This is a genomic window from Corynebacterium timonense, from assembly GCF_900105305.1.
GTDB classification, from domain to species: domain Bacteria; phylum Actinomycetota; class Actinomycetes; order Mycobacteriales; family Mycobacteriaceae; genus Corynebacterium; species Corynebacterium timonense.
The window spans coordinates 72,457-84,709 of sequence record NZ_LT629765.1 but is presented as its reverse complement, the minus strand read 5'-3'; the positions used below and the strand labels follow the sequence as shown (position 1 = coordinate 84,709).

The following is a 12,253-nucleotide window of genomic DNA, read 5'->3' as shown; positions in this document are numbered from 1 at the left end:
CCGTGTTCACCCGTGGCGAACGCCCCCTTGCCGGCGCGCCCGCACCTGCGAGACCGCCCACGCGAACCCGACGACTGCGACGAGGACCCAGCCCAGGGTGGGCGCGGTGCTGTCGGGCCAGTCGCCGAGAGGCCCATCGAGGAAGAACCGGGACAACCCGCCGTGCGCCATGAGCAGCGCCACCCACATCCCCACCGAGTGCATGGGGGTCGCGGGGCGCAACACGGTCATCGCGAGCGGGATGAGCCAGATGGTGTAGTAGCCCTGCAGCAGCCCGCCCGCGAGGAACACCCCGGAAAAAAGGACGGCGAGCATGGCGAAGGACCAGACCACGGGGTCACGCCTGCGCAGCGGGAACATGGCCGCCACCGCGGCGCCGACGAGCGCGAGCAGGAGCACGATCACGACCGTTCTCGCCGTCTCGCCGAGGCCGATCTGCTCGAGCACCGGGCTCAGCGACCCGTTATCGTAGCTGCGCGGCTCGGCCAGGTACGGCAGGAGCCGCTCGACGTACCAGTGCGCGTTCACCGTCGTCGCCCAGCCGACGGCGAACACCGCCGCGTAGGACGCCGCCGCGACGACGAGCACCGGCCACTGCCCGAGGAGGAAGGGCACGGCGGCAAGCACCACGAACTGCGGCTTCAGCGTCAGCGCGTACGCCACGAGCACCCCGGCGAGGTAGGTCTCGGGGCGCAGGAACTGGCGGTGGTGCCTGTGCGCGCGCGTGTCCAGCACCAGGCAGGCCCACACGACGACCACCATGACCAGAAGGAGCAGGCCGTTGATGTTGGTGTACGTCAGTGTCGAGGCGACGGGCTCCGCGGCGTTGAAGAACACTCCCACCGCGGCCAGGGTGAGCGCCGCCGCCCACGGCCCGGCGGCCAGGCGCGCGACGATCCACAGCGCCGCGACGATGGCCACCGCGTTCACGGCGATCATCGCGACGCGCGCCACCTCGAAGGTGCCCAGCAGCGCCAGCGGGGCAAGCACGACGGTGCCGCCCGGCGAGTACAGGTAGTGCGGGTCGTGGGTGCTGTAGTCCTCGTTGTACACGGGCACCCCGTCGACGTAGCGCTGCACGGCGTCCCAGATCGGGCGAAAGTCCGTGCCCTCGTTGGACAGGGGGGCAATCAGGCACGCCCGCAGGACGCCGACGACGGCGACGAACACGAGCGCGCACATCGCTAATCGACGCCCCCTCGCCCCCGCAACCGGTGAAAGGCCGCCAGCCGCCGCGGCGGTGGCGTCGAGAAATCGGGCGCGTACGTTGTGCATGCGCGTTAGGTTATCGGACGAGCCCGATGACGTCGGCAAGCTGCTGCGCGCACTCGAGCATCGCTGGGGCGAGTGCGCGGCGGCGAGCGGCGTCGAGAAGCCCCTCTCCTCCCGAGATGGTGACGGCGAAGCGCGGGTCGGGGCCGGGCACGACGCACGCCATGCCGGCGACCCCCTGGACCCAGCCGCTGCCCCCGCACCACCCGTGCGCGTCCAGCTGGGCGAGCATGTCGCGGATGCTCGCGGCGTGCTGTTCGGGGGTGGCGTCGAGGAAGGGCGGCGGGCTGGCACCCATGTCGGCGATCTCGTTGTCCTGGCGGGCACGCGAGAGTGTCGACAGCAGGGCGACGCCGGCGAAGGATTCGCCGAAGCGCTTGTACTCGCCGACCTCGACGTTGAAGATGCGGATCGGCGTGTCCCCGTCGGTGCGCAGCAGGTAATAGCAGCGGCCGAAGCTCATCACGGTGACGTAGACGGAAAAGCTCGACAGGTCCGCAAGCTGCTGGGCGGGGCGGCGCAGGCGGGCGACGGCGGGAAACTCCATCGGGGCGTGGGCGGCCAGCGTGCGCGCGCCGGGGCCGAGGACCCATGCTCCCCCCGCGCGAGCGAGGATGCCCACCGCCTCGAGGTCGGTGACCAACCTGTGCACCGTGGTGCGGGGCAAGCCGGTCGCCGCGGCGCAGCCCGCGACGCTCATTCCCGCCGGCATGGACGCGAGGACCTCCTGCACGATCAGGCGGCTGCGCTGAAGAACACCCACTGCTTTGTCCACTATGCGGTCAACCCCGTTTCACATATTTCTGGCCCATACGGCCCACATTGACTACATTTGTCCCGCAAGGGAGACGTGAGTCACACTCGCGGCACCTTAAATGCCGGAACTAATTCCACTATTCGGACAGTAGCGTATTTCGCAGCAGCTCGCAGGCGATTCTGCGGACGCGTGCTGTGCACACAAGGAGGCACCATGGCACTTCCCGAGACCACATCAACGAGCTCCGTGGACGTCGACGGCGTCCAGGTCACGCTCCACGACACCGTGGAGACCCGCAACGGCGAGCGCCCCCTCGTTCTCGTCCACGGCACGGGCGGCACCGCCGCCAGCCACTTCGGGCAGATCATTCCCCACCTGGCCCGCCAGCGCCGCGTCATCGCCGCCGACTGGGCCGATACCCCCGGCGAGCAGCTCGAGCTCGACGAGCTGGTCCGCCAGGTCGTCGCCACGACCAACGAGGCCATCGGCCCCGACGCCGAGTTCGACGTCGCCGGTTTCTCCCTCGGCGCCGTCGTCGCTGTCGCCGTCGCCGCCGCCGAGAAGGGCCGCGTGAAAAACCTCATCCCAGTCGCGGGCTGGGCCGCCACCGACAACCAGCAGCGCCTGCGCAACGGCCTGTGGAGGACCCTCTACGAGGACAACCCCGCCACCGTGCGCCGCTTCATGGGTCTGTGCGCCTTCTCCCCCGTCTACGTGGCCAAGACCGACGCCGCCGACTTCTCCGCCGGCGTCGAGGCCCTGACCGTCGACGACTTCGTGGCCAAGCAAATGGACCTCAACGCGCGCGTGGACATCCGCGACGCGGCCGAGAAAGTTGCCGCGACCACGCTGATCATCGCCAACCACGACGACTTCATGGTCCCGCGCCACCACTCCCAGCAGCTCTTCGGGCTCATCGAGGATTCCCGCTACACCGAGGTGAGCTCCGGCCACATGGTGGTGCTCGAGCGCCCCGCTGAGATTGTCCAGCTCATCGACCTGTTCCTCCGCGAGCCGCAGCGCTACCCCGCCGGCAGCGTCGTTCCCGAGACGAAAGGCTAAACACCCGCTATGACCACCGCTACCGATACCTTCACGCCCGACCCCTACCTCGTGCGCAACACCGTGCGCGAGGAGCAGACCCCGCCCACCGGCAACGAGGCGACCGTGCTCGTCGTGGGCGCCGGCTTCTCGGGCGTCGCTATGGCCGCGATGCTCAAAGCCCGCGGCTTCCACGACTTCCTCATCATCGACCGCGAGGCCGACTTCGGCGGCTGCTGGCTCACCAACCTCTACCCCGGCGTCGCCTGCGACCTGCCCAGCCACATCTACTCGCTGGGCTTCCGGCCTAACCCGGACTGGTCCCACGAGTACAGCCCCGGCGAGGAGATCCGCGAGTACCTGCAGGACACCGCCACCCAGGAGGGCCTACAGCAGCACTTCCGTGGCACGACGGACATGGAGTCCGCGCGTTTCGACGGCTCAGCATGGACCGTGGAGACCAACAACGGCACCTACCGTTGCACCTTCCTGGTCACCGCCACCGGCCACCTCGTCGACCCCCAAGTCCCGGACATCGACGGCGTGGACACCTTCACGGGCGAGATCCTGCACTCCGCGAAGTGGGACGACTCCGTCGCCCTCGAGGGCAAGCGCGTCGCTGTGATCGGCACCGGCGCCTCCGCCATCCAGGTGGCCCCGGAGGTGGCGAAGGTCGCCTCCGAGGTCACCATCTTCTAGCGCACCCCCGCCTGGATCATGCCGAAGAACAACCGCGAGTTCACCGAGGCGGAAAAGCGCACCCTGCGCCGCTCCCCGGAGGCGCTGCGCCGCGAGCGCGACTCTCTGTTCTGGGACGCCGAGCGCGGCTACGCCATCATGCGCCAGGACCCGGACATGATCTCGCTCGCCGCCGCCGAGATGGACAAACACCGCAGCACCGTGAAGGACCCCACCACCCGGGAGGCGCTCACCCCCGACTACGGCATTGGCTGCAAGCGCATCCTTTTCAGCGACAACTTCTACGAGGCGATGAACCTCGACCACGTCACGCTCGAGCCTTCCGCCCTCGCCTCCGTGGACGGCAGCACGCTCACCAGCGCGGAGGGCCGCAGCTACGATGTCGACGTCATCATCTTCTGCACCGGCTTCGACGTCTCCGAGCCGCTGTACGCCCGCCGCGTCACCGGCACCGACGGGCGCACCCTCTCCGAGGTATGGGGAGAGGGCGGCGTGCCCACCCTGACTATGCACGAGCAGGGCTTCCCCAACTTCATCGCGCTGAACGCGCGCAACACGGGGCTGGGCCACAACACGATCATCTACGTCATCGAATCCCAATGCGCGAACGCCGCGGAGCTACTCACCTGGGCGGTGAACAACAACGTCGCCACGATCGACGTCACCGACGCCGCCCAGGACGAGTGGACCCGGCAGATCAAGGAGATCACGGAGGGCACCGTCTGGGTCGCCGACGGTGGCTGTGGCGCTTGGTACCTCGACCGCCGCACCGGCACGCTCACGGCGCTGTGGCCTGGGTTTTCCTACGACTTCCGCTCGCGCGTGGAGCCGTTTAGCCCCGACCGCTTCGAGGTGACGTACGCCTAGACCTACGTCTAGACGCAGGCCAAGTCGAACGCAACGGCGCTACGAATACAAACAGACGCGCGCCGAGCCCCATCTATCGGGCCCGGCGCGCGTCTGAGCGCTCCGTGCGAGCACGTGTCTCGTTGTAGCCGCCGCTGCGGTTAACACCGAGGGGTGATGTGCATACGGCGCACCCCAGGGCTGCTTAGTCCACTGGGACTCCCCTGCCGTCGCGGTCGTATCCGCCCGCGCCGACGAGGACGAGAATCATCTCGATGAAGGACCACATGCTGACCGCCGCCAAGAGGAGGAAACCGACGAGGAAAATCGCCGTAATAAAGCCCACGAACACCATGATCAGCTTGGCAGCGCCGCGCGTGTTCTGGTGGAGGTAGAAGTTGCCCAAGCCAAACGAACCGAAGAAGAAGAACAACAATGCTGCCACGACCTTGCTCTTCGGAGCGGGCTGGTAGGCAACCTGAGGATACGGTGCCGGGGCGTACGGCGCCTGGGAATACGGCGACTGGGAATACGGCGCCTGGGAATACGGCGACTGAGAATATGGCGCCTGTGAATACGTTGCCGGGTACCCACTCGTCGACGACGGCGGCTGCTGCTGCGGGTGCGCGGTCCACGACTGACGTGGGGCGTGACCACCGTGAAAGCGCGGTTTCTTGAGAGGCAGTCCGTCTTCGTCGTATTCGTCGTAGCTAGGGCTAGGGTAGATGCTGCTCACGGGCGTTTGCCTCCTTGTCAGGACGGGCGGAATGCTTTTGTCATCCTACTCGACGCACGGGCCCGCGTACAGCACCTTGGTGCTGATCATCACCCAACTAGTTCGCCTCAGGGCGCACCATCGGGAAGAGCACCGTCTCACGGATCCCCAGGCCGGTCAGCGCCATGAGCAGACGGTCGATACCCATTCCAGTGCCGGCTGTCGGGGGCATCCCCTGCTCCATCGCGGCGAGGAAGTCCTCGTCGAGCGCCATCGCCTCGTCGTCGCCGTGGGCGGCCAGGCGGGCCTGGTCCTCGAAGCGGGCGCGCTGGATCACCGGGTCGACCAGCTCGGAGTAGCCGGTGGCCAGCTCGAAACCGCGCACGTACAGGTCCCACTTCTCCGTCACGCCGGGCTTGTCGCGGTGGTCGCGGGTCAACGGCGACGTCTCGACCGGGAAGTTGGTGACAAAGGTGGGCCGGTAAAGCTGGTCGGAGCACAGGTGCTCCCAGATCTCCTCGACGAGCTTGCCGTGCAGCCAGCCCGCGTTCTCGGGCACCTTCAGGCCGATCTCCCCGGCGATGGCGGTGAGCTCTTCCACGGTCGAGTCGATCGTCACCTCCGGCTGTCCGGGGTGTGTGCGCTGCAGCGCCTCGTTGAGGGAGGGGTACATCTCCAGTACCTGCCACTCGCCGCCGAAGTCGTACGTTGTGCCGTCGGCAAGCGTGACCTCGGTCGAGCCGAAGACCTCGCGGGCCGCGAACTGGACGAGCCCCTTGATCATCTCGGCGCAGTCCTTGTACGTGCCCCACGCCTGGTAGGTCTCCAGCATGGTGAACTCCGGCGAGTGGGAGGAGTCGACGCCCTCGTTGCGGAAGTTGCGGTTGATTTCAAAGACGCGCTCGATGCCGCCGACCACGCAGCGCTTCAGGTACAGCTCCGGCGCGATGCGCAGGTAAAGGTCGATGTCGAGGGCGTTGGAGTGGGTGACAAAGGGCCGCGCCGCCGCGCCGCCGTGCAGCGTCTGCAGCATCGGGGTTTCCACCTCGACGAAGTCCAGGCCGGTGAGGTACCTGCGCACCGCCGCGATGACCTTGATGCGGGTCATCGCGTTGTCGCGCGCCTCCTGGCGCATGATGAGGTCCGTGTAGCGGTGGCGCACCCGCTGCTCCTCGTTCATGTCCGCGAACGCCACCGGCAGCGGGCGCAGCGCCTTCGACGCCATGTGCCAGGACTGCGCCATGACGGAGAGCTCGCCGCGTCGCGACGCAATCACGCGACCGCGCACGGAGACGATGTCGCCCAGGTCGACGTCCTCCTTCCAGCTGGCCAGCGCCTCCTCGCCGACCTCGGCGAGCGAGAGCATGACCTGCAGCTGCGCCCCCGCACCCTCCTGCAGGGTGGCGAAGCACAGCTTGCCCGTGTCGCGCTTGAACATCACGCGCCCGGCGACCGCGATGACGTCCTGGGTCTCCTCCCCCGCCGCAAGAGCGGTGACACCCTCCGGCGCGTCCTCCCCCTCGGCGACGACGACGTAGCGGGAGCGGATCTCGCTGAGCGCATCCGTGCGGTCGACAACAACCGGGTAGGCCTCGCGGCCGGAGTCGATGAGCTTCTGGCGCTTCGCGCGGCGGAACTGTTGCTGTTCTGAAAGGTCCTGGGTAGTCACGCCCACTTAGAGTAGTCGGTACCCCCAGGTTGCAGGAACCGGGCGCGGCGCCACGCTACAATAGCGCGCGATTGTCCCCTTCCGAAGGAACCCCATGCTGCCGAACCTGCCCCTGCCTTTCCCGCCCGACCTTATCTCCCGCGCGGTCTCCGGCTTCATGGCCGCCGTCGCGCTCGCCGGCAGCCTGGTCAACGTCCCCATCGGCGGTTCCTCCCTGCCGCTGCCCGCGCTCCCCGCCGCCACCGCGAGCACCGCCGTCGGGCAGCAGGAGCTTATCGACGCCCTCAACCGCGCCCGGGCCGCCCACAGCCTCCCCGCGGTCGCCCCGCACCCGGAGCTCGGCGCCATTGCCCAGGACTGGGCGCAGCAGCAGGCAGCACACGGCTCGCGCACGAACCTCAGCCACCGCCCGAACTTCACCGCCGGCTACCCCGCAGGGTGGACTCGCGCCGGTGAGGTCATCACGGGCGGCGCCGCGCCCGACTCCGCCGACGCGCTGGTGCAGCGCTGGCTCGACTCCCCCTCCCACCGCGCGACCGTGCTCGACCCGGCCTTCACCCACGCGGGCGCTGGGGTCGCGCCGCGCGCGGACGGCTCCAAGGTGGCCGTGGCTAACTTCGCCCGCTTCTAACCGCACAGCGGCAGGTCGAGCCGCTTCTCCTCCGCGTCCTCGCCGTTGATGAGCACCCAGTATTCCGGCTTGTCCGCCGGCGCCATGACGAACGCCGGCGGGGTGACGTCCGGCACCTGGTAGGAGTCAACCGTGCAGGCGCCGTCGCCGAGCGTGACCGCCTGGTCGCGGGCCGGCAGTGCGGCGTCGCGCTCGGCCGCGGACGGATACACAGCCACGCTCACGCCGAGCTGGCGGTCGGCGCACCGGATCTTCGCGGTCTGCCCCGCATCCGGCTCGCCCGGCTCGCACGTCAGGTCCTGCCAGCCACGGCCCCCCTGCTGCTCGGACACGATGCCCGGGTACGCCTGCTGGATGTCGGCCTCCGCGCCCTGCCACTCCTCGCCGCGGCCCCCGTAAAACCACCACACAGCCGCCGCGGCGACCAGTGCGAGCACCACGGCCACGGCCACCCACGGCCACGCGGAACGCCCGCTTTTCGCTGCACGATGCGACGCCCCCGTGGGCTGCTCCGGCGCCGCAGGCTCCCCGGCGAGCGCCCGCAGGTAGCCCGCGCAGGTCTGGGAGGCGTTGACCATGGAGGCGTCGATAGGCGAGCCCGTCACATCCGAGACGATGCTGATGAAGGCGTCGCGGTTGCGCTCGGCGCTCACTCCCGAGGAGTTCGGCGTCGGGCCCACGAGCGACAGCTTTACGGGCGCCGCTGCCCACGCCGGCTGGGCCAGCAGGTTATCGAGCGTGATCGAGCGGGCGACGAACCCGGCGCGCCCGTGCGCGGCGTACGCGTCGATCGCCTCGGCGACCGGCTCGAGCAGGGTACGCGCCTCGGCGACGCTGAAGTGGCCCTCAGAGGCGAAGTGCTCGCGCGCCATCGTGCGCAGCGGCACGCCCTCGGCGGCGTCGCGGGCCACGTAGAGGCGGCCCTCATTTGTGACCCCGATATCGCGCGGCGCGAAGACGCCGGGCAGGTCCGCGCCGGAGAGGTCCGCGCCGCCGCGAGTGACGTCCTGTGCCGCCGCGGGCGACAGCGGGATATTGAACACCTCGACTTCTGCGGTGCCCCGCGCCGTCCGCGCCGTGTAGATCGTGGAGGACTCCGTACGGGACGTCTCCTCGAGGCCGGAGTAGCCGGCGGCGTCGAGTGCGGCGGTGAGAGAGTTGTTGTCCACGGGTAGTACCTCAGTTCGGGGTCGGGCGGTCGGCGCGTAATTACATGAAATCTTATCGGAATGGCTCAAGGGCCTGACTCCGATGCACCACCGGAATCAGGCCCTTATGCTCGCGAGCGGTGCGAGCGGGATTAAGCCCCTACGCTTTTAGATGTGCCACTGGTCATCGGGGCCGGTCGTGCGCTCCGCGTAGCGCTCCTTCACCCTGCCGTACTCGTCTTCCGGCAGCTGGTAGAAGAACAGGCGGGGCATGACCGCCTCGGCGTTATCCAGGTAGGTGGTCACGAACTCGTCCACGTCCTCACGGTTCGCGGACTCCTCGTTGACGTAGATGAACAGCGGGCGCGCCAGCGGGTAGTTGCCGCTCTGCGTCTCCTCCGCGGTGGGCTCAATGCCGTCGACGCGCACGTTGTCGATGACGTCGCGCGCCTCCTCATCCGTTTCGAGGTAATTGCCGATACCCATGAAGGACAAGGCGTTGACGTCGTCGGCGACCCACTCGGACAGCTCCTGGATGTCGTCGGTGGCCTGGTAGTCCTCGCGGATCTCGTCACCATCGAGCACAAGCTGCTTGAACACGTCGAGAGTACCGGAGCCCTGCGGGCGGCCGTAGAGCGCGATCTCCTCGTCCGGCCAGGACGGGTCGATGTCGGACCAACGCGTCACCGGGGAATCGACCGACCAAATGTCGTGGATCTGCTGAATGCTCAAGTCCGTCGCCCAATCGTTGTCGCGGTGCTTCACGATGGTGATGGCGTCCAGCCCAATCGGCAGCTCGATGTATTCGACGTTGTTGTCGGCGCACTGCTTCTGGAAGTCCACCTCGTCGCCCGCGCCGGGGATAGAGATCGACGCGTTGTTGATGTCGGCCTCGCCGTTGCAGAACTTCTCGAAGCCGTCGTTCGAACCAATCGCCTCGACGTTGACGTCGAAGTCGTAGCGGTTGGCCATGTAGGAGGTGATCGGCTCCACGGTCGCGGAACCCGTCGCCTGGATGGCCCCCTCGCTCGGGGCCTCGGAGCCGCACCCGGCGGCGAGCAGCGCGACAGCGGCCACGCCGGCGGCGGTGAGAGTAGCGCGGGCTTTAATCATCCTTCTTGCCCTCCTTCATCTCGGCGCGGAACTCGCGCAGCAGGCGGAAGAGGTTCTTCCACGAGCCCTGCGAGTTGGACCAGTAGCGGGCGAAGTTCTCGTCCAGCTCCGCCTGCTGCTCCGGAGTGACGTTCGGGTTGACCATCTTCTTCGGCTTGCCGGCCCCGTCCTGCTCGGCGGCAGCAGCGTTGGACCCAGCGAGCGCTTCGGTGCTATGGCCGCGCGCCGCCAGCTCGCCGCGCAGCTCCTCCGCGGTCTCCTCGAGCTCGGCGAGCAGAGCCTCCAGCGCCTCGTTCGGGGCCTCGTTACGGATCAGGTTTTCTGCCATGGGCCCCAGGTCGGGGGTCTCGTTCGGGTTCGTCATCGAAAGCTCCTTACATCACGGCGTTGGAAATAAACACGGCCAGCAGCGGGATGGCGAAGAACACACCGCCAACATAGATAAAGACGTACAGCTTGTTCTTCTCCGCCAGGCCAGCCAGCCAGTCCGAGCAGCGCGGCGGGATGTCGCGCAGGAACGGCAGGCCCAGGATGAGGATCGCCGCGAAGAGGTTGAACAGCGTGTGCACCAAGGCACCGGCCATTGCGGCATCCGCCTCCGCGCCCGACGCGGAGAACGCGGCGATGAGGCCGGTCACCGTGGTACCGATGTTGGCGCCCACCACGAACGGGAACAGCGTGCGCACCGAAAACTTGCCGGACGCAGCCAGCGGAACCGTCAGAGCCGTCGTGGTGGAAGAGGACTGCACCAGCGCGGTGATCAGAGCGCCGGAGAGAACGCCGATGAAGGAGTTGCGGCCCAGCGCTGCGTAGAGGATGTCCTGCGCCTTGCCCACCAGCAGCGCGTTGAGGATCTTGCCGATGAAGCTGATGGACAGCAGGATCAGAGCGATACCGAGGACGGCGAGGATGACGCCAGCCCAGACGTCGTCAAGCGGGTCAACCATGCTCGTTGCGAGGCCGACGAGCGGCTCGGTGATCAGGTCGATGAAGTCGCCGAGGGCCTCGAAGGCGCGCGAGAAGATGCTGTCGCCCTGGCCCGCCAGCGAGGGCGCGATCGCCGTCGCGGTCTTGCCGAGGAAGCCGGTTAGCAGCTCGAGGGGGAAGAAGACCAGGATGGCGATAATGTTGAAGAAGTCGTGCACGGTCGCCATGGAGAAACCGTTCTTGAACTGCTTCTTGTTGCCGGCCAGGCCCAGGGCCACGAGGGTCGACGTCACCGACGTGCCCATGTTGGCGCCGAAGAGCATCGGGATAGCGATGGTCAGCGGCAGGCCGCCGGCGACCATGCCCACCACGATGGCGGTGGTCGACGACGACGACTGGATAATTGCCGTGGTGACAATACCGATAGCCAGGCCGACGAAGGGGTTCTCCGCGAAGGAGAACAGCTCCTGCGCCTGGTCGCCGACGGCGAGCTTGAAGCCGTCACCGATCATTCCGACACCGTTGAGCAGGATCCAGATGCCGAGCACAACGGCGATCCAGTTCGCTACCTGCTTCGCGGTGCCGTCGAGGCCGAGGAAGCCGAGCGGGTCTTTGCCTTCCGCTTCCTCTTCAACATCGCTACCGATGTTCTCGGCGTCGGCGGTCATCGTTTCCGTCGCAGACCGGGACACGACACGCGTGCCAGAATCCTCCAGGAGCTCGTGCTCGCCGGCGGGATCAGAGGGACGTCCCTTGCTACTCATAAGCGCTCACTTACATACGGGGGTAAACATTGGGCTCATGTCAGCGTAATTCCACGATCTTGACAGGCAAGCAACAAAAGATGAACACCTGTTTAACTGTCTCGCGTGCGCGCCCCGACGAGAGTAGGAGCAGTTCGCACGGGGCGCTTCTGCGCGTTTGTGCTGTTCAGAGCGCATTCTTCCGCGCTAGCCCGTGCGCGCTGCGCGCCGACGTAGAGTGACGTGCACCCCGAAAGGGTGGGGCCCTGTGAAAAACAGACCATCTCTTTCCCGTGTACCGAGTGTGTTCGCGGGTTGCGGGGGCGCCCTGACACATTTCAGCGTGGCGCGAACTGGGGTTTTACAGCCTAGATTTCGCTGAGGTCGACCAGGGCGCCCCGGCTAGTCGACCTCAACACATTCCGCCTCAACGCGACCTGGGGTTTTACCGCCTGGATCTCGCTGAGGTCGACCAAGGCGCCCCGGCTAGTCGACCTCAACACATTTCGCCCCAACGCGAACTGGGGTTTTACCGCCTGGATCTCGCTGAGGTCGACCACAACACCCCAGCTAGTCGACCTCAACATATTTCAGCGTGACGCGACCTGGGCTTTCACTGCCTGAATTTCGCTGAGGTCGACCACAACACCCCAGCTAGTCGACCTCAACACATTTCACCACAACGCGACCTG

12 protein-coding genes are annotated in these 12,253 nt (G+C 67.3%); 4 read left to right on the top strand and 8 right to left on the bottom strand.

What is annotated here, in order from left to right; genetic code table 11:
* Positions 1–6 precede the first annotated feature (6 nt).
* The gene (locus tag BLT81_RS00390) at positions 7–1,275 is read right to left on the bottom strand and encodes a glycosyltransferase family 87 protein (RefSeq protein ID WP_081583016.1); all 1,269 of its coding nucleotides are present in this window, start codon (positions 1,273–1,275) and stop codon (positions 7–9) included.
* A 10-nt stretch (positions 1,276–1,285) separates the two neighbouring features.
* Positions 1,286–2,047: a helix-turn-helix domain-containing protein gene (locus BLT81_RS00385; RefSeq protein ID WP_019195125.1), complete on the bottom strand. Its 762-nt coding sequence runs from the start codon at positions 2,045–2,047 to the stop codon at positions 1,286–1,288.
* 195 nt (positions 2,048–2,242) lie between these two features.
* Between BLT81_RS00385 and BLT81_RS00380 the strand changes: the two genes are divergently transcribed.
* Genes BLT81_RS00380 through BLT81_RS00370 form a run of 3 tightly spaced genes read left to right on the top strand, consistent with a single transcriptional unit; the run spans position 2,243 to position 4,636 of the window.
* Positions 2,243–3,091, top strand: coding sequence for an alpha/beta fold hydrolase (locus BLT81_RS00380; RefSeq protein WP_019195126.1), 849 nt, complete (start codon positions 2,243–2,245; stop codon positions 3,089–3,091).
* Between the two features lie 9 nt (positions 3,092–3,100).
* Complete coding sequence (locus tag BLT81_RS00375) at positions 3,101–3,769, top strand: flavin-containing monooxygenase (RefSeq protein ID WP_019195127.1); 669 nt, start codon at positions 3,101–3,103, stop codon at positions 3,767–3,769.
* An 18-nt stretch (positions 3,770–3,787) separates the two neighbouring features.
* Positions 3,788–4,636, top strand: coding sequence for an NAD(P)/FAD-dependent oxidoreductase (locus BLT81_RS00370; protein WP_019195128.1), 849 nt, complete (start codon positions 3,788–3,790; stop codon positions 4,634–4,636).
* Positions 4,637–4,820: 184 nt separating this feature from the next.
* Here the strand turns inward: BLT81_RS00370 and BLT81_RS13185 are convergent, their stop codons facing one another.
* Together BLT81_RS13185 and lysS are read right to left on the bottom strand one after the other, a co-directional pair.
* Positions 4,821–5,351: an NINE protein gene (locus BLT81_RS13185; RefSeq protein ID WP_051011594.1), complete on the bottom strand. Its 531-nt coding sequence runs from the start codon at positions 5,349–5,351 to the stop codon at positions 4,821–4,823.
* Between the two features lie 97 nt (positions 5,352–5,448).
* Positions 5,449–6,999, bottom strand: a complete 1,551-nt coding sequence (lysS, locus tag BLT81_RS00360; RefSeq protein WP_040421924.1) for a lysine--tRNA ligase — start codon at positions 6,997–6,999, stop codon at positions 5,449–5,451.
* Positions 7,000–7,093: 94 nt separating this feature from the next.
* Here lysS and BLT81_RS00355 point away from each other — a divergent pair, with 94 nt between their 5' ends.
* Positions 7,094–7,630, top strand: a complete 537-nt coding sequence (locus BLT81_RS00355; protein ID WP_019195131.1) for a CAP domain-containing protein — start codon at positions 7,094–7,096, stop codon at positions 7,628–7,630.
* Here the strand turns inward: BLT81_RS00355 and BLT81_RS00350 are convergent.
* The 4 genes from BLT81_RS00350 to BLT81_RS00335 form a co-directional block, all read right to left on the bottom strand.
* Positions 7,627–8,799: a hypothetical protein gene (locus BLT81_RS00350; RefSeq protein ID WP_019195132.1), complete on the bottom strand. Its 1,173-nt coding sequence runs from the start codon at positions 8,797–8,799 to the stop codon at positions 7,627–7,629. The two genes, BLT81_RS00355 and BLT81_RS00350, sit on opposite strands and share 4 nt — an antisense overlap.
* Positions 8,800–8,946: 147 nt before the next feature.
* Positions 8,947–9,891 (bottom strand): substrate-binding domain-containing protein, encoded by a 945-nt coding sequence (locus BLT81_RS00345; RefSeq protein ID WP_019195133.1) that lies wholly within the window; start codon positions 9,889–9,891, stop codon positions 8,947–8,949.
* Positions 9,884–10,255 carry a hypothetical protein gene (locus tag BLT81_RS00340; protein ID WP_019195134.1) on the bottom strand — a complete coding sequence of 124 codons (372 nt, stop codon included), beginning with the start codon at positions 10,253–10,255 and terminating at the stop codon, positions 9,884–9,886. Before BLT81_RS00340 ends, BLT81_RS00345 begins: the two co-directional genes overlap by 8 nt.
* A gap of 10 nt (positions 10,256–10,265) precedes the next feature.
* On the bottom strand, positions 10,266–11,582 hold the full coding sequence (locus BLT81_RS00335) for a Na/Pi symporter (RefSeq protein ID WP_040421878.1): 1,317 nt from the start codon (positions 11,580–11,582) through the stop codon (positions 10,266–10,268).
* Between the last annotated feature and the right edge of the window lie 671 nt (positions 11,583–12,253).

Bases quoted from the DNA above. Each gene is read 5' to 3' on its own strand.
- BLT81_RS00335 (WP_040421878.1), bottom strand. From the start codon at position 11,582: ATGAGTAGCAAGGGACGTCCCTCTGATCCCGCCGGCGAGCACGAGCTC.
- BLT81_RS00380 (WP_019195126.1), top strand. From the start codon at position 2,243: ATGGCACTTCCCGAGACCACATCAACGAGCTCCGTGGACGTCGACGGC.
- BLT81_RS00340 (WP_019195134.1), bottom strand. From the start codon at position 10,255: ATGACGAACCCGAACGAGACCCCCGACCTGGGGCCCATGGCAGAAAAC.
- BLT81_RS00390 (WP_081583016.1), bottom strand. From the start codon at position 1,275: ATGCACAACGTACGCGCCCGATTTCTCGACGCCACCGCCGCGGCGGCT.
- BLT81_RS00370 (WP_019195128.1), top strand. From the start codon at position 3,788: ATGCCGAAGAACAACCGCGAGTTCACCGAGGCGGAAAAGCGCACCCTG.
- BLT81_RS00355 (WP_019195131.1), top strand. From the start codon at position 7,094: ATGCTGCCGAACCTGCCCCTGCCTTTCCCGCCCGACCTTATCTCCCGC.
- BLT81_RS00345 (WP_019195133.1), bottom strand. From the start codon at position 9,891: ATGATTAAAGCCCGCGCTACTCTCACCGCCGCCGGCGTGGCCGCTGTC.
- BLT81_RS00375 (WP_019195127.1), top strand. From the start codon at position 3,101: ATGACCACCGCTACCGATACCTTCACGCCCGACCCCTACCTCGTGCGC.